A 25,247-nucleotide genomic window follows, 5' to 3' on the forward strand; every position below is an offset into this window, starting at 1 on the left:
GATAGTTCACGCCTTCTTGAGGCCCTTAGCCTTCTTTAAGATTCCGCCGGGAAACATCTTGCTCACAGCGCTTTGATCAGCACCTAGCAATTTGCCAACTTCTTCCTGCGAGAAACCTCGGGAAATGAGGTCGATAACCATGAATTTCTTAATCGCCTCCACATCGTCCGCAAGCTGCTCAAGCTTCTTGCTGTCCATTGTCTTTCCCTTGCTTCGGATTAGCCATGAGCCGTCTGATTGTGCGGGTACTTACGCCGAGCGCATCGGCCATCTTGGATTGCGGAAAGCCGGCCTCGGTTAGCTCCATCATTTTGAGCTTCCGAAGCATCTGAAGTTCTTTCAAAATATCCTCGTCGAGTTGGGTCATGTCTACTCCCCCCCTTTGATGCTCTTTGCGAGCCCTTTTGGGAGCATTCTGCTCATCGTCGCGGGGCTAATATCCAGCATCGAGGCGATCCGACTTTGCGGTGTTCCGCTTTCAAGAAGTTGAAGGATAAGAAGGCGCTTTACGTCGCGCATCTCCGAAAGGAGGTCTTCGGCTGATTTGCTCATTTTTCAGCTTTCTTTTTTGCTTCATACACCACCTGACGGATTGCAGCGGGTGAACTATCGACAATGAGTGCTACTTCTGAGTGACTTAGGCCTCCCTCATTAAGGAATAGAATTTTCTCCTTCTTGTTGGGGAGGTCTCGTACGGCGTAAAGTGCTTGAACTTTCAAGAGCGTCCGTAGAACATCCATAATTTCGTCGTGCTTCTTATCTTCGGACACCTTACTAATCCTTGGTCTTTTGTGCAGTCGCTTTCTTGTGTTTGGCAATTGCGACGTTGACGGTATTGGATGTCGTTCCGAGAATCGTAGCAATATCATTCGGGCGAATATCTGCACCGCTCAGATAGATGATCCTGTCCTTCTGTATATCCATATCCCGTACGGCGACGAGCGCTTGTATACGGATAAGCGTGTCCAACTTCGCGTTGATCTCCTCAAGAACGTTGTCGGTCACTTAGCTTTCTTAGCCTCTGCGTCGGGGATCGGATAAACGTGGACTGGCCGTATTTCCTGTCCCTCTTCAATACGGATCACGATACCTGCGTCAGTCCATCGGTTGATCGACTTTCGAAGGTTGCTCTTGTCTAGCCCAGTGTCAGCGGCAATCTGGGTCACAGAGCGAGTGCCGTCACAGAGATTGTAAGCTTCTATTTGCTTGAGGCTGCCAGATCGAGGAGCGACATGAGACAAAATTTCGTCCAAACTGAATGTCTGGCGCGCGACGGTCGCTAGGATAGCTCGCAAGTAAACTTCGTCTTTCGACATTGGGACCCCATTACGATTTATTAACCTTGCTATTCAGTTGTGGCGATTTGGGTAAGTCCGGGGATTGAAATATCCACAATGGGAATTGTAGTCGAACTGGCGCAATTTTGAGCTTATCCCGCGACGTTCCGCGTTTGCTGGCGCAAACGCTTCATGCGTCGCGTGACGTCGAACGGGTTCCGCTTCGCGGACCCGCCGGCCGGTGTTCGCGATGCGCGTCCCGCGCACCGGCTCCTAGCTTGTCGGCTGCTGCGCAGCCTCCGGCGCTAGTCGCCTTCGCTCTCAACAAACCCCGGATGCTCAGGGTCGTCCCACCAGCGGTAGCCTGCGGCCTTGTCCTCGGCCTCGATTTCCCGGAACGCGTCGTAGGCCGCGCGGGCGCGGGGGCTTAGGGCGTTTAGCCACTTGTCGCGCGCGGCGTTCAGCTTCGCGTCGAGCTCATCGTACACGCGCTGCTCGCCGCCCTGCGCACGCTCGCGCTCGTATTCTTCGCGCCATTGTTTCTTGAGCCGCTTCAGCTCCATCTGGCCGACCGCGTTGAGGCCTTTTGCGCGCCCCTCCGTAAACCGCTCGGGCGCGCGGTTGCGGAGCATGAACATCAGCAGGCGGTCGTTATAGGCGGTCCGCGTGCCGACCAGCTTGCCGTAGGAGTACACGGGCACGTCGACGCCGTTGAGCGCGCGGTCCATCGCGACATCCTCGATCCGCTGCACGCCGAGGTCGATCGCCGCAGCCCAAGCCTTGCGAAAGCTCTCCGCGCCCCGCTGGCGGCGCAGGTGGTAGGCGCCGGCCTGGCTCATGTTGACCGCCTTGCACGCGGCGTGGACGCTGCCCGTATCGGCGAGCGCTTCGATGAAGCGGCGCTGGCGCTCGACCGTCCACCCGTCGTGGCGCTCGCACTGGCCGGGGGACGGGGACGAAGTCGGGCAGCTCGCCGCCCTGTTCGACCACCTGCCGGACGGGCAGGCGCTGTTCGCGGTTGTCGGCCTTGCGGGTCATGCGGGGTCTCCTCATGCGAAAAGGGCCGAGGCATATGCCCCGGCCCTTGTGCTGTAGGACAGCGTTAAATGCGCCAATCCGACCGCAGGGAGGCAAGGGCGACCGCCCGCCCGAGCTCCTGCGAGGAAAGCCTAAGGGGCCGGATGGCCCCGCCGGCGTTTGAGGCCAGACAAGCTACGGACGCGTCTGGCCCTGTCCGTGGACGAGGTACTTGAAGCTGGTCAGCTGTTCGAGGCCGACCGGGCCGCGCGCGTGCATCTTGCCCGTCGCGATGCCGATCTCCGCGCCCATGCCGAACTCGCCGCCGTCGGCGAACTGGGTGGAGGCGTTGTGCATCAGGATCGCGGAGTCGATGCTGGTCATGAACTTGCGCGCAGCGTCGTCATCCTCGGTGATGATCGCGTCGGTGTGGTGGCTCGAATAGGTGTCCACCCAGTCGATCGCCTCGTCGAGGCCGTCGACCACCTTCACGGATGCGATGGGGTCGAGATATTCGGTGCCCCAGTCTTCGTCCGTCGCGGGCTTGATGCTCGGCGCGATGGAGACGGCGGTCTCGTCGCCGCGCAGCTCGCAGTCGTCGCCGAAGATCGCGGCGATCTTGGGGATGGCCTGTTCGGCCACCGCCTTGTCGACCACGATGCTCTCGGTCGCGCCGCATACGCCAGTGCGGCGCAGCTTGGCGTTGCGGATGATCTCGGCCGCCTTGTCGAGATCGGCCTTGGAATGGACGTAGGTGTGGCAGTTGCCGTCGAGGTGGAGCAGCGTGGGCACGGAGGCCTGGTCGCGTACCAGCTCGACAAGGCCACGCCCGCCGCGCGGGATCACGAGGTCGACGAACTGGTCCGCCTTGAGCAGCTCGGCCACCGCGGCGCGGTCGGTCGTGCCGACGGTCTGCACGGCATGTTCGGGCAGGCCGGCTGCCTTGAGGCCTTCCTGCATGCAGCGGACAATGACCCGGGTCGAGTTGCGGCTCTCGCTACCGCCGCGCAGGATCACCGCGTTGCCGCTCTTGAGGCACAGAGCCGATGCGTCCGCACCCACGTTGGGGCGCGATTCGTAGATCATGCCGATCACGCCGATGGGCACGGCGACACGTTCGATCTTGAGGCCATTGGGCCGGTCGATCTCGGCAAGCTTGCGGCCCACGGGGTCGGGCAGCTCGGCGATCTGTTCGAGCGCGGCTGCCATGCCTTCGATCCGGTCGGGCGTCAGCTTCAGCCGGTCGACGAAGCTTTCAGGCTTCTTGCCCGCGACGCTCTCGACGTCCTTGGCATTGGCGTCGAGCAGTTCGCTCTGGTTGTCGCGCAGCGCCTTGGCGGCGGCGGTGAGGGCGGTGTTCTTGGCATCGGTCGACGCGGTCAGCAGGCCCTTGGCCGCGGCGCGCGCATTGCTGCCGAGTTCGTGGATGTGGATCGCCGGATCGAGTGTCTGGTCGTTCATGGTGGTCCTCTTCGGATCTGTTATTTTTGAAGCTCTGCTTGATAGACGGGCAAGGCGTGCCCCGGGTTCCGAACGGTCGCTACCTCAGCTCAACGGCGCGGTTGTAGGCCGCGGCCAGCGTTTCCTCGAACTTGCGCGAGACCGCGCCGTCGCCGTTCAGCGCGTCGAGCCCGGCCGCGGTGGTGCCGCCCTTGCTGGTGACCGAATTGCGCAGTTCCTCGAGCGTCTGTCCGTCCTGATCGATCGCCATCGCGATCGTCCCTTCAAGCGTGCCGAGCACCAGCGCGCGGGCCTGTTCGTGCGAGAAGCCGATACCCTCGGCCGCCGCGACATAGGCGCGGGCGAGTTCGAAGACGTAGCCCGGGCCCGATCCTGCGACGGCGGTCACCCGGTCGAGCTGGTCCTCGTCGTCGACTTCGACCACGGTCCCGGTCCGCTCCATCATCGCGTGCGCATGCTTGCGCTGGTCGTCGGTGACGCCGGGCCCTGCGACGAGGCCGTTGGTCGCCTTGCCGACGAATGCGGGCAGGTTGGGCATGATGCGGATGACGGGGGCAGGCTCGTCGCCCGTGGCCATCACCTTGGAAATCCGCGCGATGCCCGCGCCTGCGGCCATCGAGATCACATAGCCATTATCGGACAGCACCGGCGCGTAGTCGGGCAGGATGTCGTCGATCATCTGCGGCTTGATCGCCACGATGATCACGTCGAAGCGCTTGTCTCCCAGCGCGCTCCTGTCCTTTACCAGGGCAACACCCTCGGGCGCATCTTCCAGAAACGGATCGACGATCGTGAAGCTTTCGTCTCCGCGCTTCCAGTATTCGAGGAGGGCTCCGCCCATCTTGCCGCAGCCGATAAGAAGTATGTCTTGAAAGATAATATCTCTCCGTTCGTTGTCCGCGGCGGTTGGCGCATCGGTGTTCACGACGCGCCGGCACCGCCTTTTGAATTGTGTTATTCTTTTATAACACACCTACGCAATTTTTTCCAGTGGGTTGTGCGATGCAGCACCCTTGCCTATGTCCGCGCCACTCTTTTGGCCGCCAAGATGGATAGAACATGCCGCAATCGCATACCGTTGTCGTCAAGATCGGCTCCACCCTGGTTGCGAACAGTGAACGCCTAACGCCCCGCTTCGGGTTCATCCAGCGTCTGCTGGAAGATGTCGCCAAGCTGCGCGAGCGGGGCACCAACGTTATCCTGTGCAGCTCGGGCGCGGTCGCGCTGGGGCTGAAGATCGTGGGTGAGAAACCGGAAACCGCCGGGGTCAGCGACAAGCAGGCCGCCGCCGCCTGCGGGATGCCGATCCTGACCAATGCCTACAAGCAGATCGGGCACGAATTCGATTTCGAGATCGCGCAGGTCCTGCTGACGCTCGGCGATTTCGAGGATCACCGCCGCTTCCTCAACACGCGCAACACCGTCTTCCGCCTGATCGAGGCGGGCGTGATGCCGATCGTGAACGAGAACGATTCGATCACCACCGAGGAAATCCGCGTAGGCGATAACGACCGCCTGGCCGCCAAGGTCGCGCAGATGGTCGACGCCGAAGACTTCATCATCCTGACCGAGGTGGAAGGCCTGTACGATCGCCACCCGGACGAGGAAGGCGCCGAGTTCATCCCCGAAGTCACCGATGTCGCCCCCTTCATGGAGGCGACCAAGGGCAAGAGCACGCTGGGCACCGGCGGCATGACGACCAAGCTGATGGCTGCGAATATCGCGCAGGAAGCGGGCGTCACCACTTACATCGCGCATGGCGAGCACGACAATCCGCTCACCTCGGTGCTGGACGGGGAGCGGCGCGCGACCAAGTTCATCGCGCACGATACGCCGACCTCGGGCTGGGAACGCTGGATCGCCAACCGCCTGCAGATGGCGGGCAGCCTCGGCATTTCGGACGAACTGGCGGACGAGCTCGCCGAGGGCAGCCGCGCGATCAGGCGCGAGGACATCCTCTCGATCGACGGCGATTTCAGCCGCGGCGACGTGCTGCATATCTACGATCAGCAGGGGCAGGAGCGTGCGCGCGGCCTTTCCGACTTCACATCGGAGGAACTGCGCGTCCTTGCGGTGAACCCGCATCTCGATGCGGAACAGCTGCTGGGCTACAAGACCAAGGGCGAAGTGATCCGGTCCAAGAATCTCGTCAGCCTCGAAGGACGCCACCTGCTGTGGGACGCGCCCGAGGGCAGCGAAATGTCGGGCCACGGAGAGCGCCCGGCGAGCTGACAAGGGCGCGGGTTGCCCTTGCGCTTCAGCCGGGCGGTTACGTGAATCGGTAATCTGAAGGCCCGGAAGCTGGAGCGACCGGGCCTTTCACTCGCAATTATGGGCAGGGGAAGGTTTCGACCTGGTCGTAGGCCGTTATCATGCCGTCCATATGGAAACTTCCGTCGCACCACACGACGAGCTCGCCAACCTGCTCGCGATAGGAAGAGTCCGAATAATATTTGGTAATTTCCGCATTCGGCGCACCCGGGTAGGGCCCGCCCGGGCCAACCCATTGCGCCGCGACCGGGGCCGTTGCGAACATGGCCGCGCACATAAAGGCGGAAACAATGCTTTTTCTGGTCATTCCTAGGCTCCTCATAAGGCGACCCCAATGGTCGAAAGCAGCATTGCTACTTGAATACTTTCCGATTGCAGAAAGTTAGAGGTGTAACCTCCTTAACCATGGGTGGTCGGAGGCACCGCGCCTGAGGTGCCTCAAAGGCGTCCCCCTTTCACTTGGCGTTCAGGGCGCCCGGCGCTATATCGCGCCGCCATGAGAGCTTTCCGCAAAAACATCGCCGCCGCAGCCGTCCTCGGCAGCCTCGCCACGCTCACCACCGCTTGTGCCGGCGGAAGCGGGTCGGGGCCGGCAGACACAGCCTATGTCGCGCGCGATGTCGAAACGCTTTATGCCAGCGCCAAGGACCGCCTCGATCGCGGGCAGACGTCGCTGGCCGCCGCGCTGTTCGACGAGGTGGAGCGCCAGCATCCCTATTCGCCCTGGGCCCGCCGCGCGCAGCTGATGAGCGCATTCAGCTATTACGTCGCGCGCGATTACAACAAGTCGATCCAGAGCGCGCAGCGCTTCCTGTCGATCCACCCGGGCAACAAGGACGCGCCTTACGCCTACTATCTGATCGCGCTCAGTTATTACGAGCAGATCAGCGACGTGACGCGCGACCAGCGCACGACCGAGCAGGCGCTGACCGCGCTGCGCGAGGTGGAGCGGCGCTTCCCGCAGTCCGAATATGCATCCGACGCAAGGCTCAAGATCGACCTCGTGAACGATCACCTCGCGGGCAAGGAAATGGAAATCGGCCGTTTCTACGAACGGTCGGGCCGTTGGACTGCCGCGCAGATCCGGTTCCAGAACGTGATCGAGACCTACCAGACCACCAGCCACGCCCCCGAAGCGCTCTATCGCTTGACGGAAACCAGCCTTGCGCTCGGCATCCCGACCGAGGCGAAGAAGTACGCCGCCGTGCTCGGCGCGAACTATCCGGGCAACGAGTGGTACGAAAAGGCGTACGAGCTGATCGAAGACCACGCGCCCGACGTGCAGGTCGCGACCGCCGGCTGAGGTGCTGCGGCGGCGGCGAACGGCGCTTATACACATGAACGACGGGCTTTCGGCCTGCTGCGGCGCTGACTTTGCGTTGCACGCGCGCTAACCTGTCCCAGGAATGCTGACTCAACTCGCCGTCCGCAATGTCGTGCTGATCGAAGCGCTCGACCTCGATTTCGGGCGCGGACTCGGCGTGCTCACGGGCGAGACGGGCGCGGGCAAGTCGATCCTGCTCGATTCGCTCGGCCTCGTGCTCGGCAACCGGGCCGAGACATCGCTGGTCCGCAGCGGCGCCCAGCAGGCGAGCGTGACCGCCAGTTTCGAATTCGCCGAATTTCCGCCCGCGCTCGGCGAAGCGCTGGACGACGCCGGTATCGAGATCGAACCGGGCGAGCCGCTGATCATCCGCCGGCAGGTAAAGGCCGATGGCGGGTCGAAGGCCTTCGTCAACGACCAGTCGGCCAGCGTCGCGCTGCTGCGCGCGCTCGCACCGATTCTGGTCGAACTGCACGGCCAGCACGATGATCGCGGGCTCGTGAATCCGCGCGGTCATCGCCAGCTGCTCGACCGTTTCGCCGGTGCCGACACCGCCAGGGTCGCGCGCACCTGGCGCGAATGGCAGCGCGCGGCGCAGGCGCTGGAAGAGGCGCGCGAGGCGATCGATGCGGCGAGCGCGGAACAGGATCTGCTGCTCGCCCATCTGGCCGAATTGACGGAGATTGCGCCGCAGGCGGGCGAGGAGGCGCGGCTGGCCGAGGCGCGTGCCTCGATGCAGAAGGGGGAGCGCCTGTCGGGCGATCTCGAGGAACTGCGCCACATCTGGGACGGATCGGATTCGCCGCTGAGCGAGCTGCGCACCGCCGCGCGCCGGCTCGACCGGATCGCGGGCGAACACAAGCTGCTCGCCGAAGCGCTCGCGGCGCTCGACCGTGCGATTCTCGAAGGGACCGAGGCAGAGGAAAAGCTGGAGCAAGCGGCCGAGGCGCTGGTTCACGATCCCGCGGCGCTGGATGCCGCCGAGACGCGCCTGTTCGACCTGCGCGCGCTCGCTCGCAAGCACCGCTGCGAGGTGGACGAACTGCCCGACAGGATGCGCGAGTTGCGCACCAAGCTCGATGCGATCGAGGGCGGTGAGGCGCAGCTCGACGCGCTGAGCATTGCCGAGCGTGAGGCCTACGACGCTTACGAGGGCGCGGCGACGCAGCTGCGCAAGGCGCGCAAGGCGGCCGCGAAAACGCTCGACAAGGCGGTTGCGGCGGAGCTGGCGCCGCTCAAGCTCGATTCTGCGCGGTTCCGCAGCGATGTGGAGCCGCTGCCGCAGGAGAAATGGGGCCCGTCGGGCATGGATGCGGTCGAGTTCAAGATCGCGACCAATCCGGGCGCGGACTTCGCCCCGCTCAACAAGATCGCCAGCGGCGGCGAACTCTCGCGCTTCATCCTTGCGCTGAAGGTGGCGCTGGCGGAGCAGGGCGGCGCGGCGACGATGATCTTCGACGAGATCGACCGCGGCGTGGGCGGGGCGGTCGCCTCCGCCATCGGCGAGCGGCTGGCGCGGCTCGCCAGCGACGGCCAGGTGCTGGTCGTCACGCACAGTCCGCAGGTCGCGGCGCGTGGCCGGGTCCATTACCAGATCGCCAAGGCAAGCTCGGGCGCGGTGACGAAGACCTCGGTCGTGCTGCTCGACGACGCGGGCCGGCAGGAGGAAATCGCACGCATGCTCTCGGGCGCGGAGATCACCCCCGAAGCCCGCGCCCAGGCCGACCGGCTGCTGGAAGGGGCCTAGGGCTCCTCGCCTTCGCCCCCGAGCTCGTCCTTCAGGAACGCCACGATCTCACGATAGCCCTCGCGCAGCGCCTGCGCGGTGCCGTCCTTCGATCCGCCGAGGCGTGACAGGTTCGCATAGTCGGGATCGTCCTCGCTCACCGGTGCGCCGTAGCCGTAGTGCCCGGCACCGGCGTAGGCGAGCAGCGTCACGTCCTCCTTGCCGTTGGTGCCCGCGCGCTTCTCAATCTTGCGGGCCATCGGGCACGAGGCCCAGACATTGTCCGCTTCGCCGCAGATCATCAGGATGGGCGCGCCGATCTCTTCGACCGCGATCACCGCGTCGGGCTGAGCGTCCTGCAGCGCCAGCAGGTCTTGCGCGACCTGTTCGCGGTCTGCGCCGAACATCTGCACGCCGCTGGTGTCGAGATAAGGCAGGTCCTCGCCGCGCCACGTCCACGGCGAACCCAACTGCTTCCACGGTTCCTCCCAGGTAAAGCCCGGCCAGACGGCATTGCCCGGCATGCCGAGGACGATCGCCTTCAGCCTCGGATCGCGAATCGCGATCAGCTGGGTCGCCTCGCTCCCGCGCGACCAGCCCATCATGGCGGTGCGTGCCGGATCGACCTCGGGTCGCGCCCGCAGCCACGCGAGGCCGCGCTGGAACGTCTCCAGCGGAACGCCTTCGAGCCGTTCGGGCTGGTCCGGTGCGCGCCAGTAGCTCTGTTGGAGGACCGAGAACCCGTCCGCCTGCAGAGCCAGCGCCAGCCGTGTCATGTCGCTACCGAGGCCGCCTTCGCTGCCGCCGATGAGGAGGATGCCGGGGCCATTCTCCACGCCCTTCGCGGGATAATAATTGCCGAGCACGTCGCCCGTATCGACGCGCTGGCCCCGCGCGGCTTCGGGCTCGACCATCTCGAGCGGGACCATGCTGGCCCACGGTTTCCAGGTCCAGATGGCGATCGCCGCCAGCACGAGCAGCAGGACGAGCCCGCCGCAACCACAACCGATCTTCTTTCCCAAGCGCATGACAGATTTCTCCTGCGGACCCGGACCCCGATCATACGTCCGGGCGGCCTGCGCGAAAATCGCTTTGGTCGGAGCGTATCGGTGGCCTATCGGATTTCGCCATGGATGATGCCGCCGACCTTGCCGAAACCCTCTCCGAAGCCGCCGCCGCGAACGAGCTGATGCGGCTCGCGCGCACGATCGCGAAGCATAACCGGCTGTATCACGCCGAGGACGCGCCCGAGATCACCGATCAGGAATACGACGCGCTGGTCCGCCGGAACGCCGCGTTGGAGGCGGCTTTCCCGCAGCTGGTCCGCGTCGATTCGCCCTCGCAGGGCGTCGGGCACGAGGTTGCCGCATCGCCGCTGTCCAAGGTGACGCACGAAGTGCGGATGATGAGCCTCGACAATGCGTTCAATGGCGAGGAGGTCGGCGAATGGATCGCGCGCGTGCGGCGCTTCCTCGATCTCGATGCCGATACGCCGATCGCCTTCACGGCGGAGGACAAGATCGACGGCCTGTCCTGCTCGCTGCGCTACGAGAAGGGCGAGCTGGTCCGCGCGGCGACGCGCGGGGACGGGCAGGTGGGCGAGGATGTGACCGCCAATGTCGCGCATATCGCGGACATCCCAGCGCGGCTGGAAGGCGATGCGCCCGACCTGTTCGAGATCCGCGGCGAGGTCTACATGGAGCGCGCCGCCTTCGCCGACCTCAACACGCGGCTGATGGACGAAGCGCGCGCTGCGGCCGAAGCGAAGGGCGAGGATTTCGACCCTGCGAAAGTCCGCCAGTTCGCCAATCCGCGCAATGCCGCCGCGGGCTCGCTGCGGCAGAAGGACGCAAAGGTCACCGCCAGCCGCCCCTTGCGCTTCTGGGCGCATGGCTGGGGCGCGGCGAGCGATGTTCCAGGCAAGACGCAGCAGGAGGTCATCCGCGCGATCGAGGGCTTCGGCCTGCCGGTCTCGAAGCTGTTCACGCGTGTCGAAGGGCTCGACGCGCTGCTCGCGCATTACGAGACGATCGCCTCCCAGCGGCCCGACCTGCCCTACGAGATCGACGGCGTGGTCTACAAGGTCGACCGGCTCGACTGGCAGGAGCGGCTCGGCTTCGTCGCGAAAGCACCGCGCTGGGCGCTGGCGCACAAGTTCCCCGCCGAACGCGCGGAGACGACGCTGGAGGCGATCGATATCCAGGTCGGGCGCACGGGCAAGCTGACCCCGGTGGGCCGCCTCGCGCCGGTGCTGGTGGGCGGGGTGACCGTCACCAACGTCACGCTCCACAACCGCGACGAGATCGCGCGGCTTGGCGTGCGGCCGGGCGACCGCGTGGTCGTGCAGCGCGCCGGCGACGTCATCCCGCAGGTGGTCGAGAACCTGACGCCCGATGCCGAGCGCGCGGCCTACCACTTCCCCGATCACTGCCCCGAATGCGGCAGCGAGGCGGTGGCCGAGGAGGGCGAGGTCGACGTGCGCTGCACCGGCGGGCTGATCTGCCCCGCGCAGGCGACCGAGCGGCTGGAGCATTTCGTCAGCCGCGGTGCGCTCGACATCGAGGGGCTGGGCGAGAAGACGATCGCGCAGTTCCATGCCCTCGGCTGGCTCGAGAGCCCGGTCGACATCTTCCGCCTGCGCAAGCGCCGCGAGGATATCCTCGCGCTGGAAGGCTGGCAGGACAAGTCGGTGGATAACCTGTTGGCAGCGATCGAGGCCAAGCGCGCCCCCGATGCCGCGCGGCTGCTCTTCGGCCTCGGCATCCGGCATGTCGGCAGCGTGACCGCGCGCGACCTGATGAAGGGCCTCGGCGATATCCGGAAACTGCCGGGCAAGGCCGCCGAATTCCACCAATACCGCACCGAAAACCCGCGCGGCGAGGACGAGAAGGTCAGCCCCTTCAACACGCGGATGCTCGAAGCGGTGCGGCGCATCTACGAGGTGCGCACGGATGGCATCGGCACGGCGGTGGGCCACGCGCTCGCGGACTTCTTCCATGAGGAGCACAACCGCCGGGTATGGGACGAGCTGATTGGCGCGAAGCCGGGTGAGGGCGAGGTGGACCCGCCGGTCTACGAGGTCGAGACGGTCGAAAGCCCGGTGGCGGGCAAGACTGTGGTGTTCACCGGCAAGCTGGAAACCATGAGCCGCGACGAGGCCAAGGCGCAGGCCGAACGGCTCGGCGCAAAGGCCGCGGGCAGCGTGTCGGCCAAGACCGACCTGCTGGTCGCCGGGCCGGGCGCGGGCAGCAAGCTGAAGAAGGCCGAGGAGCTCGGGATCGAGGTGATCGACGAGGCGGGCTGGGCGCAAATCGTCGCCGACGCGGGATAGTATCCGGCGCAGGCCATTTCTTTTCAAAGACTTGGAGCTATATCGCGAGTCATGCGCACCATTCTGCTCGTCCTCTTCGGCCTCCTTTCGCTCGGCACGCTCGCCACGTGCCATCTCGGCCGGGAGGCGAAGGAGCGCGACCCCGCGCCCAGCATCGAGGAGCGGATCGGACAGGCGGCGGAGGACGTTGTGGTCGAGCGTTCGGAGCAGGAGGAATGGCTCGACGACCAGCTGTTCGAAATCGGCACCGGGTTCGACGGCAAGGTCGGGATCGCGGTGAGTGATCCGGCGCGCGGCCGGATGGTGCATTTCGAGGGCACGGCGCTCTATCCGCAGCAGAGCGTCAGCAAGCTGTGGGTCGCGCTGACCGCACTCGACCAGGCGGATCGCGGCAAGCTCGACCTCGCGCAGACCGGCACGGTGCGGCGCGAGGATGTGGCGGTGTTCCACAGCCCCATTCGCGGCGGGGTGGTCGCCAATGGCAGTTTCACGGCGAGCTATGCGGACTTCATCGAACGCGCGCTGACGCAGAGCGACAACACCGCGAACGACATGGTCCTGCGCCGCGTCGGCGGGCCGGACGCGGTGCGCAAGATGCTTGCGCGCAAGGGCTTCGCCGATATCCGTTTCGGGCCGGGCGAGCGGCCCATGCAGTCCGCCATTGCAGGGCTGGAATGGCAGCAGGCCTTCGCCTTCGACGACCTGTTCTTCGAGGTCCGCCGGGCGGTGCCGGACGATGTCCGCCAGCGAAACTTCGATGCCTACGTGGCCGATCCGGTCGACGGGGCAAGCCCGGTCGCCATTGCCGCCGCGCTCGCGCAACTCAAGCAGGGCGAACTGCTGTCCGATCAGAATACCGCACGCTTCCTCGCGTGGCTGGAGGCGGTGAAGAGCGGCCCCAACCGGCTCAAGGGCGGGCTGCCCCAGGGCTGGAGCATCGCACACAAGACGGGCACGGGGCAGGTGCTCGACACGCAGGCGCCCGCGCCGCAGGCAGGCTACAACGATGTCGGCATCCTCACCGCGCCCGATGGCAGCACCTACACGGTGGCGGTGATGATCGGCCGCACCAGTGTGCCGATCCCCGCCCGCATGGAGATGATGCACGCCGTGGTCCGCGCGGTCGCGGGCTACCACGAGATGGTGACGGGGCCGGGCGCGGCGTCCGGTGGCGAGGGCGATGACGGGGGCGATGACGAGGGCGAAGGCGAGCCTGCCGATCGGTCGTAGGAAAAATTCTCGCACGCCTGTCGAATGGCGCTGCCGAGTGGCGTCTCGGGTGTAGAGTATCGCCGCAGGGGCGATGCCGAACCGGAGGCGCATGATGCAGTACATGCTGATGATCTACGAGGATGAGAGCTTTTACGAAGGCGAGGATGGCACCGCGCGGATCGAGGAAACGCTCTCCGGGCACATGAAGCTGGTCGAGGAACTGATGGCCAGCGGCGTCGAGTTCAGCGGAAACCGCCTGAAGGAAGCGCACAGCGCGACCACGATCCGCTACACCAATGGCGGCGAGGGCACGCTGCACGACGGCCCCTTCGCCGAAACGCACGAGGAGCTGGGCGGCTACTACGTGATCGAGGCAGCGGACCACGACGAAGCGGTGCGCTGGGCGAGGCTGATCCCGGTCCCGGGCAAGGGCTCGGTCGAGATCCGCGCGATATGGCCCGAGTAGAGGACGCGATCGGAGATGCGCGGCCGAGGGTCATCGCGGCCCTCGCCGCGCAGTTCCGCGATCTCGACCTGGCGGAAGACGGGTTCTCCGCCGCGTGCGAGGCCTTGCTGAGGCAAAGCACGGAAGTCCGCGACCCGGCGGCATGGCTCTATGTCGCGGCGCGGCGCCGCGCGCTCGATGCGGTGCGCCGGGCCGAGCGGGAGGCGCGCGCGCTGGCGAGCGAGCCGGAGGGCGATGCGATTGGCGATGTCATTCCCTTTCCCGAACCGATCCCCGACGACCGGCTGCGGCTGCTGTTCACCTGCTGCCATCCCGCGCTGGCGCCCGAGGCGCGGATTGCGCTGGCTTTGCGGGTGATCTGCGGCGTGTCGGTTGCGCGGATCGCGCGCGCGTTTCTCGCCACCGAGCCTGCGATGTACCAGCGGATCACGCGCGCCAAGACGAAGATCAGGGCGGCGCGAATTCCGTTCGAGACCCCGCCGCCCGGGGAGTGGGCGGCGCGCGTCGGCGCGGTTCTCGACACGCTCGAGACCGCGCTCGGCATAGCCTACCGCAATGCGGCGGGGGAGGGCGATACGCAGGGGTTGGCGCCCGAAGTGGAGCGGCTGGCGCTCTTGTTGGCCGAGCTGATGCCCGACGAGGCGGAGGCGCACGGATTGCTGGCGCTCGTCAGCCTCGTGCGCTCTCGCGAACAGGCGCGGGTGGATGGCGAGCGCACGATGGTGCCGCTGTCGCAGCAGGATGTCGTCCTGTGGGATGCGCAGCGGATCGAAGCGGGGCGCGCCGCGCTAGACCGGGCGACGGCGCTGCGCCGGCCGGGGCCCTTGCAGACGGTCGCCGCGATCCACCTGACCCATGCCCTGCGGCGGGAGCGGGGCGAGACCGACTGGGCGGCGATCCTGCGCCTCTACGATGTGCTGCTGGCCATGCGGCCAACGCCAGTGGTGGCGATCAACCGCGCGGTTGCGCTCTCGCGGGCGCATGCGCTGGAAGACGGGCTGGCGGCGCTGGACGAACTCGACGCGGAGAGGCTGGCCCATTTCCTCCCGTTCCAAGCTGGACGAGCGGACCTGCTGGCACGGGCGGGACGGCACGCGGAGGCACGGACGGCTTATAATGCAGCGCTCGCGCTCGGTCCCGAGCCTGCCGAGGCGCGCTTCCTGGCCGCGCGACGCGACGGCCTGGCGGGCTAGGGCCGCGCTTCGCCCTCGGGAATCCATTTCATCACGCCGCCCGCCAGCGGTGTCCAGAGGCCTATTTTTATGCCGGCTGCGGCGAGCGCGTCGCCGACCCACTGGTTGCAGGTGTTGCCCAGCGTATAGCGCCCGGTGCTGTCGTAGACTTTCGCCAGCCGATCGAATCCCTGGTGGCTCACGCGGTCCTCCGGATCGTCGACCGGCGGCAGCGCTTTCTCGACCTCGGCCACCAGCCGCGCATATTCCTCCTCGTGCAGGATCAGCCAGCGGTGGTCCGGCCCCCCTGCGGGCCGATAGTAATGCGCGACCCGCATTACCGCGGGCCCGCCGCGAAAGGCGATTCGCAGCGCGCTGGCGGGCTTGAGGTCGGCCCAGGTGGGCACGTCGAGATACATCTCGCGGTCGCCCCAGCCGACCGAGATGTGCGTCGGGCGCATGCCGCGTGCCATCGGCTTCGCGGCGGAGGGGAAGGTCTCGCGCCAGTCCTTCACCGGGGTGACGATCGGCATGACGATCCCGGTATGGAAGCCGTTGGTCTCGACCATCACCGGGATGCCCGTCTCGGCCTCGACCCAGTCTGCATTGCGCGGGATGCTGGAGCCGATCCACGCGGCGAGGAAGAAGCCTGCGACGACCAGCGCGAACGCTCCGGCAAGGCCGAGAGCGATCCTGCCGGTCAGCCGCAGCCCGCTCATCACGCTGGCCTCACCAAGTGGGCGCCCGCAGGCACAGGATCGACCAGTCGCCGTCGTCGATCCGTCGTTCCAGCCGCAGGCCCATGCGCTGGTAGGCACGGATCACGCGCGCCGCTTGCGTGTCGAGCAGCCCGGCAAGGATCACGCGACCGCCCGGCTGCAGCGCCAGCGAGAAGTCCTGCGCCAGCTCCACCAGCGGCCCGGCAAGGATGTTGGCGATCAGCAGGTCGTAGGGCGCGCGCGCCTTGAGCGCGGGGTGATCCATGCCCGCTGCGGTGACGTAATGGAGCGCGCCGGGGCGCTGACCCATCGCGACGCCATTGTCGCGCGCGTTCTCGCGCACGATCTCGTCGCACACCGGATCGATGTCGCTCGCGATCATGTTCGCGGTGGGGAAGAGCTTGAGCGCACCGATCGCGAGCAGGCCGGTGCCCGTGCCCACATCGACCGCGCGGCGGGGGCGCACGCCCCGCGCGCGCAGCCAGCCCAGCATCGCGAGACAGCCCGCGGTCGTCTGGTGCTGGCCGGTGCCGAAGGCGCGGCTGGCGGGGATCACGAGGTCGATCGCAGCCGGATCGGGGGCGAAGTCGTGCGTGCGGATATGGAAGGGCCCCGCCCGGACCGGCTCGACCGCTTGCTGGCTGAGCGTGACCCAGTCTTCGGGCTCCACCTTCTCGAGCTCGAAATCGGGCGCCTTGCCTTCGAACATGCGGTCGAGCGTGCTGCGCAGCGCGTCGTCGGGGCGGCGCGGATACCATGCCTCGATGCGCCATAGCCCGGCGTTGATCGGATCGTAGCGATCGGCCTCGACCTCGTGCGCGCTCATCACGAGATCGGAGTCCCACGCGTCTTCCACGCTTGCCGCGAGTGCGGCCTCGGCGGCGGTCCGGTCGACCAGTGCGGTCAGCTTCCAGCTGATTCCGGCTTCTTCGGCGGTGATGTCAGCCGACATTTATAACGGTTTCCTTGGAAAGTCGGGTGGGGGTGGAGATCGGCTCCAGCGTCCGGGAATCGAACAGCGGGCTGCGGCGGCGATTGCCCGAGAGAATGTCCTTCACCATGCGCACGAAGAACCGGCGCATCAGCTTGCTCATCGGCATGCGGTCGACCGGGCCGAGATCGTGGGGATCATCCTCGACGAACAGATGGCCGACCGGTTCACCCAACAGGCGTGCGCGCAGGCCGGCGTCGCAATTGCCGGCAAGTGTCGTGACGTAGGGGATTTTCCCGTTCCCGAATGTGTTGAACATCGGGGTGTCGCAGCATCGCGCGTACCACCGCAAGGTGGGCTTGTCGGTCAGATGGACGCAGCCCAGCTCGCCGAGCCCGTGTTCGATCCGCATCCGCGCGCAGCGGCTCTGGTAGAGCGGTGTACCGGCATTTTCGTCCATCACGCGCTCCGCTGCATCGAAGCGATTGGCGAAGGCCTGGCAATCGGTGCAGTGGCAGACGACGAAATCGCCATTGCGCGGCCCCGCCTTCTCGATCGCCCCCTTCACCGCGCCGCACCTGCAGGAGAAGGGGAGATCGGAATTCGATCCCGGGGCGCCGGTCATTCGCCTTCTTTCGCCAGCCGTTCGTCCAGCCGCGTTTCGAGCGCCCTCGCGTAATCGGCACAGGCAGTCCCATCCAGCAATGCGCCATCCTTCATCCGGTCGAGCATCCCGCTCGACGAAGGATGCGGCGTCGCGAGCAGGTCGCATGGAAGCCGGGCGACCCTGGCGATGCTGCGCCTGAAGTCCGCGATAAGAGCGGGATGATCGGTGAAGCGGTAATCGTCCGCCGAGACGGGCGAGAGGCTGTCGACATAGGCGACGCGGCGGCACACCGGCGGTTGCCACGCAAGCGCGCAGGCGTTCCATGTCCAGCTCATTGCACCCGGCGTATGGCCCGGGGTGAAATGCGCGGTGAATTCCTTCCCGCCCAGTGTGAGAACTTCGCTGTCGCTTACGATCCGGTCGACTTTTACCGGGGCCATTGCGGGGTGGATCGCGGCCTGCGGATCATCCGCGCCGACCTTGCCGCCGGCCAGAACCTCTGCCGCTTCGGGCGAGGCAATCACCTGCGCTCCGGTCGCTTCGACCAAGGCTGCGTGCGCACCCACATGATCGAAATGTTCGTGGCTCATCAGCAGGTAGCGGATATCGCGCGGGTCGATGCCGAGCGCGCGGATATTGGCAAGGACTAGCGGTGCAGCAGCCTCCACCCCGCTATCGATCAGGACGTGCCCGTCCTCGCCGAGAACGAGGATCGCGGAAATGCCGCAGGTGCCGACGTACCAGGTGTCGCCAAGCAGTTCGAAGGGCGGGGAGGGCTTGTCCCACGCGTCGAAGTCCGCGCATTTTTCGAGGAAGGCCGATTGCGGGAAGCTGGCGGCCAGTTCGGGGGAGGTAGCGATACTCGTCTGCTCCGTCCCGGCGGCGCTGGCGAGCGGCTTGGTGGCTGGCGCGCAGCCTGCGGCGACGAATGCCAGCGCGCCGAGCGCGGCGAGCCTAGCGGACATAGCTCGCGCCGTTGGCATCGATCGTCGCGCCGGTCATGCTCGGCGGCGCGTCGAGCGCGCACCAGACCGCGATATCCGCGATCTCCTCCGGCTCGGCCACGCGGCCGAGCGGTATGTCGGCGAGCAGGCCGGGGCCGCCGCGCGACTCCAGATAATCGCCCGCCATCGACGTATCGGTAAAGCCGGGCGTCACCGCGAAGCTGTAGATCCCCTCACCGGCGTAGGCGCGGGCGATGGTCTTGTGCAGCGCCAGCATACCGCCCTTGGCCGCCGCATAATGCCAGTGGGCGGGAGAATCGCCGCGATGACCGGCGCGGCTGGCGATGTGGACGATCCGCCCCTCGCACCCGCGTTCCTGCCAGTGGCGCACGGCAAAGCGGCTGAGCTGGGCGGCGGCGGTCAGGTTGATGCGCAGCGTTTCCTCCCACGCATCGAGCCATTCGATGTCGGAGGTGTCGAGCGGGATGCCCGCGAACAGGCCGGCATTGTTGACCAGTACGTCGATCTCGCCATCGGCCTGCCGCAGCGCCTCTTCCCACAGCATGGAGGGTGCCGAAGGCTCGGTAAAATCGGCGGCAATCTCGCCTTCTTCGCGGTCCCCGGAGGATTGGGCGGAGGATTGGCCGGTCGAATGGCCGACCACCTTCACGCAGCGCGCCTCCAGCTGTTCGCGTATCGCGGCGCCGATCCCGCGGCTCGATCCGGTGACGAGAATACCTGTCATGTCCATAGTCGATAGGCGCTTCGCACCGTCCAACCAAGCCCCGCGCTTGCATGAACCCCATGGCCCGTGCTTTGGACTCGCTTGAACCGTGGCGCGCTTCCGCTAAGTGGAGGCGCAAGCCCATCCGCATATCGGCCAGATTGGACCCGCCAGACACCATGTCGAACAGACCGCTCTCCCCCCATCTGCAAATCTGGAAATGGGGGCCGCACATGCTGGTCTCCATCCTGCACCGCGTCACCGGCGACGGTCTTGCCCTCGTCGGCCTCGCCGTGCTGCTGTGGTGGCTGGGCGCGATGGCGGGCGGGCCGGAAGCCTACGAAACCTTCGCGGGCGTGATGACCAGCCCGATCGGCTACATCGTGCTGGTCGGCCTGACCTGGGCCTTCTTCACCCACATGATGAGCGGGCTGCGCCACTTCGTGCTCGATATCGGCGCCGGTTACGAACTGCAGACGAACAAGCTGTGGTCCATGCTGAGCCCGATCATCGCCATTGTCCTGACGATCGCCTTCTGGGCGATCATCATCCTGAAATAAGGCCTGTACCATGGGTAACGGAACCTCTCTCGGCCGCGTGCGCGGCCTCGGCTCGGCCCACGAGGGCGCGCATCACTGGCTGGTCCAGCGCTTTACCGCGATCGGCAACCTCGTGCTGGTGCTGTTCCTGCTGGTCAGCTTCCTGCTGCTGCCGGGCTACGATTACGGCACTGTCACCGGCTGGCTCGCCAACCCGGTCAGCGCGGCGGCCCTGATCCTGCTGATCGTCAGCACGTTCTGGCACGCACGCCTCGGCCTGCAGGTGCTGATCGAAGACTATATCCATCAGGGCGGCAGCCGCTTCGCGCTGATCGCCCTTCTCAATCTCGCGGTGATTGCGGGCGGCGTGTTCGCCGTCTTCTGCATCGCCAGCATCGCATTCGCAGGAGCTGCCTGATGGCCAGCCAGACCCCCAACGACACCGCCACCGATCGCCCCAAGAACGTCGGCGACGCCTATCCGATCATCGACCACGAATTCGACGTGGTGGTTGTCGGCGCGGGCGGTTCGGGCCTGCGCGCCACGATGGGCGCGGCCGAAGCGGGCTTCAAGACCGCGAACATTTCCAAGGTCTTCCCCACCCGGTCGCACACGGTTGCCGCGCAGGGCGGCATCGCCGCGTCGCTGGGCAACAACACGCCCGACCACTGGACCTGGCACATGTACGACACCGTGAAGGGGTCGGACTGGCTGGGCGACCAGGACGCGATCGAATATCTCGCGCGTGAAGCCCCGCAGGCGGTCTACGAGCTTGAGCACGCGGGCGTGCCGTTCAGCCGCAACAAGGACGGCACGATCTACCAGCGCCCGTTCGGCGGCCACATGCAGAACATGGGCGAAGGCCCGCCCGTGCAGCGCACCTGCGCCGCGGCGGACCGCACGGGGCACGCGATGCTCCACGCGCTCTACCAGCAGAGCCTCAAGTACGACGCAGACTTCTTCATCGAATATTTCGCGATCGACCTGATCATGGCGGGAGAGGGCGCGGATCGCCGCTGCGTCGGCGTTATCGCGATGTGCCTCGATGATGGCTCGATCCACCGCTTCAAGGCGCATGCCGTGGTGCTCGCCACCGGCGGCTATGGCCGCTGCTACTACACGGCGACGTCGGCCCACACCTGCACCGGTGATGGCGGCGGCATGGTGCTGCGCGCTGGCCTGCCGCTGCAGGACATGGAGTTCGTCCAGTTCCACCCGACCGGTATCTACGGCGCGGGCGTGCTGATCACCGAAGGCGCGCGCGGCGAGGGCGGCTACCTCACCAATTCCGAGGGCGAGCGGTTCATGGAACGCTACGCGCCTTCCGCGAAAGATCTCGCATCGCGCGACGTCGTGTCGCGCTCGATGGCGCTGGAAATGCGTGAAGGCCGGGGCGTTGGCAAGGATGGGGACCACATCTTCCTCCACCTCGACCACATCGACCCTGCGGTGCTCGCCGAGCGGCTGCCGGGCATCACCGAGAGCGGCAAGATCTTCGCCGGCGTCGATCTGACGCGCGAACCGCTGCCGGTGACGCCGACCGTCCACTACAACATGGGCGGCATCCCGACGAACTATCACGGCGAAGTCGTGACCATGGGGCCGGACGGCAATCCCGACCATGTCGTGCCCGGGCTCTATGCCGCGGGCGAGGCGGGCTGCGTCTCGGTCCACGGGGCGAACCGCCTCGGCTCGAACTCGCTGATCGACCTCGTGGTGTTCGGCCGCGCGATCGGCCATCGCCTGGCCGAAACGATGAAGCCGGGCGCCAAGCACGACGCCCTGCCTGCCGACAGCGCCGACCTTGCGCTGACCCGGCTCGATCACTTCCGTCATGCCAATGGCAGCCTGCCGACCGCGCGCATCCGCGAGGACATGCAGAAGACCATGCAGAAGCATGCGGCGGTCTTCCGCGACACCGAAACGCTGGCGGCGGGCAAGAAGCACCTCGCCGAAGTGAATGCGAGCATGGCGGACATCCACGTGTCCGACCGCTCGCTGATCTGGAACAGCGACCTGATCGAGACGCTCGAGCTCGACAACCTGATGGCCCAGGCGAGCGTCACCATGACGAGCGCCGACAACCGCAAGGAAAGCCGCGGCGCCCATGCGCACGAGGACTTCCCCGACCGCAACGATGCCGAGTGGATGAAGCACACGGTGACGTGGTTCGACGGCTGGGGCGGCGGTGCCAAGGGTTCGGGCAAGGGCGACATGAAGATCGATTACCGCCCGGTGCACGAATACACGCTGACCGACGATATCGAGTACATCAAGCCGAAGAAGCGCGTGTACTGATCATGCACGGCGGGCTTCGATGCCCGCCGTTCATCATCCCCGGGCTAGCGGTGAGGGCATGATGTTTCGCGCACTCGCACTCGCCGCTTTTACAGGCCTTGCCGCCTGCACCGGCGTAAATGCAGCGCCACCACCACCTGCGCTCTCGATACCCGATTTCTACACACAGTACCGCGATGCGAGCGGCATTCCGGTCGTCTCGTCGTCGCAGGTGTCCGAAGATGCGCTGGTCGCTGCGGAGGCGATGATCGAGGACATGCTCGCCTATCGTCCAGACCTGCGCGCGTGGCTGGTCGAGAAGGGCTACCGTGTCGCGATCATCGCGGAAGACGAGGCGCTGCTCGACCTGCCCGAGAATGCGCACTGGACCAAACCCGCGCCCGATGATCCGCGCCTGACCCGGTGCGAGAAGAAGCATTACGAGGAACGGATCGGGCGGCTGACCGACCGCGCCTACTGGGATGCGCGCGCCCGGGGCATCGGCGGGCCGCGCACGGTCGGGTCGGAAGAAGACGTGCTGGGATGGCCCTCCAGCCGCTATTACGGCGAGACGATCCTCGTCCACGAGTTCGCGCACAATATCCTGTTCGCGATCGATGGCGCCGACCCGGCGCTCTATGCAGAGATCGAAGCGGCCTACGCGAACGCGCAGGTGAAGGGCCTGTGGCGGCACGAATATGCGATGACGACGATTCAGGAATACTGGGCCGAAAGCACGCAAATCTGGTTCGAATCGAACCGCCTGACCGTAGTCGACGGCACCCGCATCCTGAACCGGGAGGATCTCGCCGCCTACGATCCGGCGCTCTACGCGGCGCTGGCACGGGCCTACGGCGACACCACGCGGCTCGCGGGAGACCCCTTCTACCGTCATCCCGCGCGTGTACCGCCTGGGCCTATCCCGGAGAATACCGCCGAAGTCTGCTGATCGGCGAGGGCACTAGCCGCTCTCCCGGCCGGCAACGCGCCCGTTCATCTGCGGCTCATGTTTACATCCGTAATCGATACGCCTACAAACGTAGTCGGACGATGAGGGTGAAGCCGATGACACAATCAAACAACCAACCGGCCGGCAACGAACCGGCAGAGCGGATCAGCGAGGCCGAGCACGCGATCATGGAGGTGATCTGGGATCGCCATCCGCTCAGCGCGACCCAGGTGTGCGACGCCGTGTGCGAGGCGCGCGGATGGTCGATGCCGACGGTCAAGACGCTGCTCTCGCGCCTGGTGGGCAAGGGCGCCCTCGCGACAGAGCCCGACGGGCGCAGGTTCCTCTATTCTCCGCGCATCGAACGATCGGACTATGTCGGCGGCGAATCGCGGCGGCTGGTGGACCGGTTGTTCGGGGGGCGCGCCTCCTCGCTCTTCGCGCATCTTGCCGAGAGCGAATCGCTGACCGACGAGGATCTCGGCGAGATCGAGCGCCTGCTGAAGGAGATGCGCAAATGAGCATCGACTGGCAGACGTTCGCTCTCGAAACGCTTGGCTGGACCGCTGCGCTGGTCGCGCTGGTCTTGGTACTGCGCCGCCCGGTGGCGCGCTATTTCGGGGCAGAGGCGGCCTACGCGCTGTGGGCCTTGCCCTTCCTGCGATTGCTGTTTCCGCCGCTCGTATTGCCCGCCTGGTTCGCAACCGAACCGGCCCCTGCGCCCGCGGCGCAGCTTCCGCTGGTGCAGTACCCGCTTGCCGACATGGGCACGGGGCCGGTGATGCTGCAGCCGATGGTGGTGGGCACGCCCGAGATCGACTGGCTGATGCTCGCCCTCGTGGGCTGGCTGGTCGGTTCGGTGGCGTTCCTCGTGCGGCGCTACACCCGCTATTTCACGATGCGCGGTGAACTCCTGGCGGAGAGCACCCCTGTCGGGACGCGTGGAAAGGTGCGGCTGGTAGAAACCGAGGCCACCCGGTCGCCGGTCGCATTCGGCGTGTTCGACAAGGTGATTGCGCTGCCGGCCGGCTTCATGATGCAGACCGAGCCGACCCGCCGCGATCTCGCCCTTGCGCACGAGCTGGAGCATCACCGCGCGCACGATCTGCTGGTCAACGCGCTGGTTCAGCCGCTGTTCGCGATGCACTGGTTCAACCCGCTCGGCTGGGTCGGCTGGCGGGCCCTGCGGCGCGATCAGGAGGCGGCGTGCGATGCGCGCGTGGTGGCGAACTGCGACCGCGCCCTGCGCCCGACCTATGCATCGACCATCGCGGCCTTCGCGACCGCCGGCCGCGGGCCGAGCATCGCGCTCGCCGCGCCGATGGCGTGCCCTGTGCTGGGCGACAAATCGATCATCCATCGGCTGAGGAGCCTGACCATGTCCGACGTATCTCCCCGGCGGCGGCTTGCGGCGCGCACGCTGATCATCGGTGCGCTGGCGGCCCTGCCGCTGACCGCGACCGTCTCCTATGCCGAGCGCATGGCCGCTGCCGAACCGCCCGCGCCGCCCGAAGCGCCCGAAGCGCCCGCGCTCGGCGTACCCGACGCTCCGCCTGCGCCCGATGCGCCGGATGCCCCGCTACCTCCCGAGGCGCCCGAGCCCGGCGAGGTCTCCGAAACTACGCGCCACGTGATCGTGATGTCCGACGAGGACGACCGGGACGGGGGCGAGGCCAAGCGCGTCGTGCGGGTCGAACGCAGCGTGACGACCGACGCCGCGGGCAAGCCGACCGAGCGGACCAGCTATACCGTCAACGGTCGCGAGGCGACGGCCGAGGAACGCGCGCGGATCGAGAAGCAGATCGCGGACCTCCCCGCGAGGACCAAGGCTGACCGGCGCAAGATCCGCGTTCTGCAAAGCCGCTTGGGCGAAGGCGGAGAGGCGCTCCGCGACATGGATATCCTTGGCGAGCGATTGGGCGAGAACGGCGAATTCCAGCGCAAGATGGAGAAGCTGCAGCGCGAGATGCGAGCGCGTGCCGAGAATAGCGAGACGCTGCGCCTTTCGTTCGCCGAGATCGCAGCTGACCTGCCCGAATTCCGTTTCGAATGCGACGGCAGCGGCGAGATGATGCGCGAGAAGGTCGAGGCCAATGGCGAGACCGTGACGCTGTTCTGCCAAGGCGCGCATCTCTCGAGCGCTAAGATGGCGATCGCTTCCGCGCGCCGCGCGGTCGAAGCCGATCGCGACTTGTCGCGGCGCGAACGCAGCAAGGCGCTGCGCGCGCTCGACGAGGCGATGAAGGAAATCGACGAGGCAAGCTGAACCTCCTTGCGCTGGGTTCAGCGAAGGCGGCGCA

The 25,247-nt window shown here is 66.3% G+C and carries 29 protein-coding genes; 14 read left to right on the plus strand and 15 right to left on the minus strand.

Annotated elements, in window-relative coordinates; genetic code table 11:
* Positions 1 to 6: 6 nt before the first annotated feature.
* The 6 genes from ACYQ0L_RS11200 to ACYQ0L_RS11225 all read right to left on the minus strand — a co-directional run bounded on the left by ACYQ0L_RS11200 (position 7) and on the right by ACYQ0L_RS11225 (position 2,116).
* Positions 7 to 198 carry a hypothetical protein gene (locus tag ACYQ0L_RS11200; protein WP_459789284.1) on the minus strand — a complete coding sequence of 64 codons (192 nt, stop codon included), beginning with the start codon at positions 196 to 198 and terminating at the stop codon, positions 7 to 9.
* The gene (locus tag ACYQ0L_RS11205; RefSeq protein ID WP_459789286.1) at positions 179 to 367 is read right to left on the minus strand and encodes a helix-turn-helix domain-containing protein; all 189 of its coding nucleotides are present in this window, start codon (positions 365 to 367) and stop codon (positions 179 to 181) included. Before ACYQ0L_RS11205 ends, ACYQ0L_RS11200 begins: the two co-directional genes overlap by 20 nt.
* Positions 368 to 369: 2 nt before the next feature.
* Positions 370 to 552, minus strand: coding sequence for a hypothetical protein (locus ACYQ0L_RS11210; protein WP_459789288.1), 183 nt, complete (start codon positions 550 to 552; stop codon positions 370 to 372).
* Positions 549 to 770, minus strand: a complete 222-nt coding sequence (locus ACYQ0L_RS11215; protein ID WP_459789289.1) for a hypothetical protein — start codon at positions 768 to 770, stop codon at positions 549 to 551. Before ACYQ0L_RS11215 ends, ACYQ0L_RS11210 begins: the two co-directional genes overlap by 4 nt.
* A 4-nt stretch (positions 771 to 774) precedes the next feature.
* Positions 775 to 1,005, minus strand: coding sequence for a hypothetical protein (locus ACYQ0L_RS11220; protein ID WP_459789291.1), 231 nt, complete (start codon positions 1,003 to 1,005; stop codon positions 775 to 777).
* Between the two features lie 577 nt (positions 1,006 to 1,582).
* On the minus strand, positions 1,583 to 2,116 hold the full coding sequence (locus ACYQ0L_RS11225) for a hypothetical protein (protein WP_459789292.1): 534 nt from the start codon (positions 2,114 to 2,116) through the stop codon (positions 1,583 to 1,585).
* Between ACYQ0L_RS11225 and ACYQ0L_RS11230 the strand changes: the two genes are divergently transcribed.
* Positions 2,115 to 2,372, plus strand: coding sequence for a hypothetical protein (locus ACYQ0L_RS11230; RefSeq protein WP_459789293.1), 258 nt, complete (start codon positions 2,115 to 2,117; stop codon positions 2,370 to 2,372). The genes ACYQ0L_RS11225 and ACYQ0L_RS11230 overlap by 2 nt on opposite strands.
* 117 nt (positions 2,373 to 2,489) lie before the next feature.
* On the opposite strand, the gene ACYQ0L_RS11235 is transcribed toward ACYQ0L_RS11230, so the two are convergent.
* Positions 2,490 to 3,755 carry a glutamate-5-semialdehyde dehydrogenase gene (locus tag ACYQ0L_RS11235; RefSeq protein ID WP_459789294.1) on the minus strand — a complete coding sequence of 422 codons (1,266 nt, stop codon included), beginning with the start codon at positions 3,753 to 3,755 and terminating at the stop codon, positions 2,490 to 2,492.
* A gap of 79 nt (positions 3,756 to 3,834) precedes the next feature.
* On the minus strand, positions 3,835 to 4,728 hold the full coding sequence (locus ACYQ0L_RS11240) for a pyrroline-5-carboxylate reductase family protein (RefSeq protein WP_459789295.1): 894 nt from the start codon (positions 4,726 to 4,728) through the stop codon (positions 3,835 to 3,837).
* An 86-nt stretch (positions 4,729 to 4,814) separates the two neighbouring features.
* Between ACYQ0L_RS11240 and proB the strand changes: the two genes are divergently transcribed.
* Entirely contained in the window at positions 4,815 to 5,987 is a 1,173-nt protein-coding gene (gene proB / locus ACYQ0L_RS11245) for a glutamate 5-kinase (RefSeq protein WP_459789296.1), read from the plus strand.
* A 97-nt stretch (positions 5,988 to 6,084) separates the two neighbouring features.
* On the opposite strand, the gene ACYQ0L_RS11250 is transcribed toward proB, so the two are convergent.
* Entirely contained in the window at positions 6,085 to 6,333 is a 249-nt protein-coding gene (locus ACYQ0L_RS11250) for a DUF6289 family protein (protein WP_459789297.1), read from the minus strand.
* Positions 6,334 to 6,522: 189 nt separating this feature from the next.
* Here ACYQ0L_RS11250 and ACYQ0L_RS11255 point away from each other — a divergent pair, with 189 nt between their 5' ends.
* Positions 6,523 to 7,329: an outer membrane protein assembly factor BamD gene (locus ACYQ0L_RS11255; RefSeq protein WP_459789299.1), complete on the plus strand. Its 807-nt coding sequence runs from the start codon at positions 6,523 to 6,525 to the stop codon at positions 7,327 to 7,329.
* 103 nt (positions 7,330 to 7,432) lie between these two features.
* Positions 7,433 to 9,097, plus strand: a complete 1,665-nt coding sequence (gene recN / locus ACYQ0L_RS11260; protein WP_459789300.1) for a DNA repair protein RecN — start codon at positions 7,433 to 7,435, stop codon at positions 9,095 to 9,097.
* On the opposite strand, the gene ACYQ0L_RS11265 is transcribed toward recN, so the two are convergent.
* Entirely contained in the window at positions 9,094 to 10,104 is a 1,011-nt protein-coding gene (locus ACYQ0L_RS11265; RefSeq protein ID WP_459789301.1) for an acyl-CoA thioester hydrolase/BAAT C-terminal domain-containing protein, read from the minus strand. The two genes, recN and ACYQ0L_RS11265, sit on opposite strands and share 4 nt — an antisense overlap.
* 101 nt (positions 10,105 to 10,205) lie before the next feature.
* Between ACYQ0L_RS11265 and ligA the strand changes: the two genes are divergently transcribed.
* The 4 genes from ligA (at position 10,206) to ACYQ0L_RS11285 (ending at position 15,278) form a co-directional block, all read left to right on the plus strand.
* A complete protein-coding gene (gene ligA, locus ACYQ0L_RS11270; protein WP_459789302.1) occupies positions 10,206 to 12,407 on the plus strand; it encodes an NAD-dependent DNA ligase LigA in 2,202 nt (733 codons plus the stop codon).
* A gap of 51 nt (positions 12,408 to 12,458) precedes the next feature.
* Positions 12,459 to 13,637, plus strand: a complete 1,179-nt coding sequence (locus ACYQ0L_RS11275; protein ID WP_459789303.1) for a serine hydrolase — start codon at positions 12,459 to 12,461, stop codon at positions 13,635 to 13,637.
* A 91-nt stretch (positions 13,638 to 13,728) separates the two neighbouring features.
* A complete protein-coding gene (locus tag ACYQ0L_RS11280) occupies positions 13,729 to 14,085 on the plus strand; it encodes a YciI family protein (protein ID WP_459789305.1) in 357 nt (118 codons plus the stop codon).
* A complete protein-coding gene (locus tag ACYQ0L_RS11285) occupies positions 14,073 to 15,278 on the plus strand; it encodes an RNA polymerase sigma factor (protein ID WP_459789306.1) in 1,206 nt (401 codons plus the stop codon). Before ACYQ0L_RS11280 ends, ACYQ0L_RS11285 begins: the two co-directional genes overlap by 13 nt.
* Here the strand turns inward: ACYQ0L_RS11285 and ACYQ0L_RS11290 are convergent.
* The 5 genes from ACYQ0L_RS11290 to ACYQ0L_RS11310 are packed head-to-tail and all read right to left on the minus strand — an operon-like array spanning position 15,275 to position 19,203.
* Complete coding sequence (locus ACYQ0L_RS11290; protein ID WP_459789307.1) at positions 15,275 to 15,976, minus strand: DUF2459 domain-containing protein; 702 nt, start codon at positions 15,974 to 15,976, stop codon at positions 15,275 to 15,277. The two genes, ACYQ0L_RS11285 and ACYQ0L_RS11290, sit on opposite strands and share 4 nt — an antisense overlap.
* Before the next feature lie 10 nt (positions 15,977 to 15,986).
* Positions 15,987 to 16,928, minus strand: a complete 942-nt coding sequence (locus ACYQ0L_RS11295; RefSeq protein ID WP_459789309.1) for a 50S ribosomal protein L11 methyltransferase — start codon at positions 16,926 to 16,928, stop codon at positions 15,987 to 15,989.
* On the minus strand, positions 16,918 to 17,532 hold the full coding sequence (locus ACYQ0L_RS11300) for a DUF6151 family protein (protein WP_459789310.1): 615 nt from the start codon (positions 17,530 to 17,532) through the stop codon (positions 16,918 to 16,920). Before ACYQ0L_RS11300 ends, ACYQ0L_RS11295 begins: the two co-directional genes overlap by 11 nt.
* Positions 17,529 to 18,479 carry a subclass B3 metallo-beta-lactamase gene (gene bla, locus ACYQ0L_RS11305; protein WP_459789311.1) on the minus strand — a complete coding sequence of 317 codons (951 nt, stop codon included), beginning with the start codon at positions 18,477 to 18,479 and terminating at the stop codon, positions 17,529 to 17,531. Before bla ends, ACYQ0L_RS11300 begins: the two co-directional genes overlap by 4 nt.
* Positions 18,469 to 19,203, minus strand: a complete 735-nt coding sequence (locus ACYQ0L_RS11310; RefSeq protein WP_459789312.1) for an SDR family NAD(P)-dependent oxidoreductase — start codon at positions 19,201 to 19,203, stop codon at positions 18,469 to 18,471. Before ACYQ0L_RS11310 ends, bla begins: the two co-directional genes overlap by 11 nt.
* A 158-nt stretch (positions 19,204 to 19,361) precedes the next feature.
* Between ACYQ0L_RS11310 and sdhC the strand changes: the two genes are divergently transcribed.
* The 6 genes from sdhC (at position 19,362) to ACYQ0L_RS11340 (ending at position 25,213) form a co-directional block, all read left to right on the plus strand.
* Complete coding sequence (gene sdhC, locus ACYQ0L_RS11315; RefSeq protein WP_459789313.1) at positions 19,362 to 19,742, plus strand: succinate dehydrogenase, cytochrome b556 subunit; 381 nt, start codon at positions 19,362 to 19,364, stop codon at positions 19,740 to 19,742.
* A gap of 10 nt (positions 19,743 to 19,752) precedes the next feature.
* Positions 19,753 to 20,139, plus strand: a complete 387-nt coding sequence (gene sdhD / locus ACYQ0L_RS11320) for a succinate dehydrogenase, hydrophobic membrane anchor protein (RefSeq protein ID WP_459789315.1) — start codon at positions 19,753 to 19,755, stop codon at positions 20,137 to 20,139.
* Entirely contained in the window at positions 20,139 to 22,019 is a 1,881-nt protein-coding gene (gene sdhA / locus ACYQ0L_RS11325) for a succinate dehydrogenase flavoprotein subunit (protein WP_459789316.1), read from the plus strand. The genes sdhD and sdhA overlap by 1 nt, the downstream gene beginning before the upstream one ends.
* A 58-nt stretch (positions 22,020 to 22,077) precedes the next feature.
* Positions 22,078 to 22,947 (plus strand): glycoside hydrolase, encoded by an 870-nt coding sequence (locus tag ACYQ0L_RS11330; RefSeq protein WP_459789317.1) that lies wholly within the window; start codon positions 22,078 to 22,080, stop codon positions 22,945 to 22,947.
* A 116-nt stretch (positions 22,948 to 23,063) separates the two neighbouring features.
* The gene (locus ACYQ0L_RS11335) at positions 23,064 to 23,468 is read left to right on the plus strand and encodes a BlaI/MecI/CopY family transcriptional regulator (protein ID WP_459789318.1); all 405 of its coding nucleotides are present in this window, start codon (positions 23,064 to 23,066) and stop codon (positions 23,466 to 23,468) included.
* On the plus strand, positions 23,465 to 25,213 hold the full coding sequence (locus ACYQ0L_RS11340; protein ID WP_459789320.1) for a M56 family metallopeptidase: 1,749 nt from the start codon (positions 23,465 to 23,467) through the stop codon (positions 25,211 to 25,213). Before ACYQ0L_RS11335 ends, ACYQ0L_RS11340 begins: the two co-directional genes overlap by 4 nt.
* The last annotated feature ends 34 nt before the right edge of the window (positions 25,214 to 25,247 follow it).

It is taken from the genome of Alteriqipengyuania triglochinis (assembly GCF_054655655.1).

What these genes read in the sequence shown, in the direction of transcription:
- ACYQ0L_RS11200 (WP_459789284.1), bottom strand. Translation starts at nt 198, where the DNA reads ATGGACAGCAAGAAGCTTGAGCAGCTTGCGGACGATGTGGAGGCGATT.
- ACYQ0L_RS11205 (WP_459789286.1), bottom strand. Translation starts at nt 367, where the DNA reads ATGACCCAACTCGACGAGGATATTTTGAAAGAACTTCAGATGCTTCGG.
- ACYQ0L_RS11210 (WP_459789288.1), bottom strand. Translation starts at nt 552, where the DNA reads ATGAGCAAATCAGCCGAAGACCTCCTTTCGGAGATGCGCGACGTAAAG.
- ACYQ0L_RS11230 (WP_459789293.1), top strand. Translation starts at nt 2,115, where the DNA reads ATGTTGACCGCCTTGCACGCGGCGTGGACGCTGCCCGTATCGGCGAGC.
- ACYQ0L_RS11225 (WP_459789292.1), bottom strand. Translation starts at nt 2,116, where the DNA reads ATGAGCCAGGCCGGCGCCTACCACCTGCGCCGCCAGCGGGGCGCGGAG.
- ACYQ0L_RS11235 (WP_459789294.1), bottom strand. Translation starts at nt 3,755, where the DNA reads ATGAACGACCAGACACTCGATCCGGCGATCCACATCCACGAACTCGGC.
- proB (WP_459789296.1), top strand. Translation starts at nt 4,815, where the DNA reads ATGCCGCAATCGCATACCGTTGTCGTCAAGATCGGCTCCACCCTGGTT.
- ACYQ0L_RS11250 (WP_459789297.1), bottom strand. Translation starts at nt 6,333, where the DNA reads ATGACCAGAAAAAGCATTGTTTCCGCCTTTATGTGCGCGGCCATGTTC.
- ACYQ0L_RS11255 (WP_459789299.1), top strand. Translation starts at nt 6,523, where the DNA reads ATGAGAGCTTTCCGCAAAAACATCGCCGCCGCAGCCGTCCTCGGCAGC.
- recN (WP_459789300.1), top strand. Translation starts at nt 7,433, where the DNA reads ATGCTGACTCAACTCGCCGTCCGCAATGTCGTGCTGATCGAAGCGCTC.
- ACYQ0L_RS11265 (WP_459789301.1), bottom strand. Translation starts at nt 10,104, where the DNA reads ATGCGCTTGGGAAAGAAGATCGGTTGTGGTTGCGGCGGGCTCGTCCTG.
- ligA (WP_459789302.1), top strand. Translation starts at nt 10,206, where the DNA reads ATGGATGATGCCGCCGACCTTGCCGAAACCCTCTCCGAAGCCGCCGCC.
- ACYQ0L_RS11275 (WP_459789303.1), top strand. Translation starts at nt 12,459, where the DNA reads ATGCGCACCATTCTGCTCGTCCTCTTCGGCCTCCTTTCGCTCGGCACG.
- ACYQ0L_RS11280 (WP_459789305.1), top strand. Translation starts at nt 13,729, where the DNA reads ATGATGCAGTACATGCTGATGATCTACGAGGATGAGAGCTTTTACGAA.
- ACYQ0L_RS11285 (WP_459789306.1), top strand. Translation starts at nt 14,073, where the DNA reads ATGGCCCGAGTAGAGGACGCGATCGGAGATGCGCGGCCGAGGGTCATC.
- ACYQ0L_RS11290 (WP_459789307.1), bottom strand. Translation starts at nt 15,976, where the DNA reads ATGAGCGGGCTGCGGCTGACCGGCAGGATCGCTCTCGGCCTTGCCGGA.
- ACYQ0L_RS11295 (WP_459789309.1), bottom strand. Translation starts at nt 16,928, where the DNA reads ATGTCGGCTGACATCACCGCCGAAGAAGCCGGAATCAGCTGGAAGCTG.
- ACYQ0L_RS11300 (WP_459789310.1), bottom strand. Translation starts at nt 17,532, where the DNA reads ATGACCGGCGCCCCGGGATCGAATTCCGATCTCCCCTTCTCCTGCAGG.
- bla (WP_459789311.1), bottom strand. Translation starts at nt 18,479, where the DNA reads ATGTCCGCTAGGCTCGCCGCGCTCGGCGCGCTGGCATTCGTCGCCGCA.
- ACYQ0L_RS11310 (WP_459789312.1), bottom strand. Translation starts at nt 19,203, where the DNA reads ATGACAGGTATTCTCGTCACCGGATCGAGCCGCGGGATCGGCGCCGCG.
- sdhC (WP_459789313.1), top strand. Translation starts at nt 19,362, where the DNA reads ATGTCGAACAGACCGCTCTCCCCCCATCTGCAAATCTGGAAATGGGGG.
- sdhD (WP_459789315.1), top strand. Translation starts at nt 19,753, where the DNA reads ATGGGTAACGGAACCTCTCTCGGCCGCGTGCGCGGCCTCGGCTCGGCC.
- sdhA (WP_459789316.1), top strand. Translation starts at nt 20,139, where the DNA reads ATGGCCAGCCAGACCCCCAACGACACCGCCACCGATCGCCCCAAGAAC.
- ACYQ0L_RS11330 (WP_459789317.1), top strand. Translation starts at nt 22,078, where the DNA reads ATGATGTTTCGCGCACTCGCACTCGCCGCTTTTACAGGCCTTGCCGCC.
- ACYQ0L_RS11335 (WP_459789318.1), top strand. Translation starts at nt 23,064, where the DNA reads ATGACACAATCAAACAACCAACCGGCCGGCAACGAACCGGCAGAGCGG.
- ACYQ0L_RS11340 (WP_459789320.1), top strand. Translation starts at nt 23,465, where the DNA reads ATGAGCATCGACTGGCAGACGTTCGCTCTCGAAACGCTTGGCTGGACC.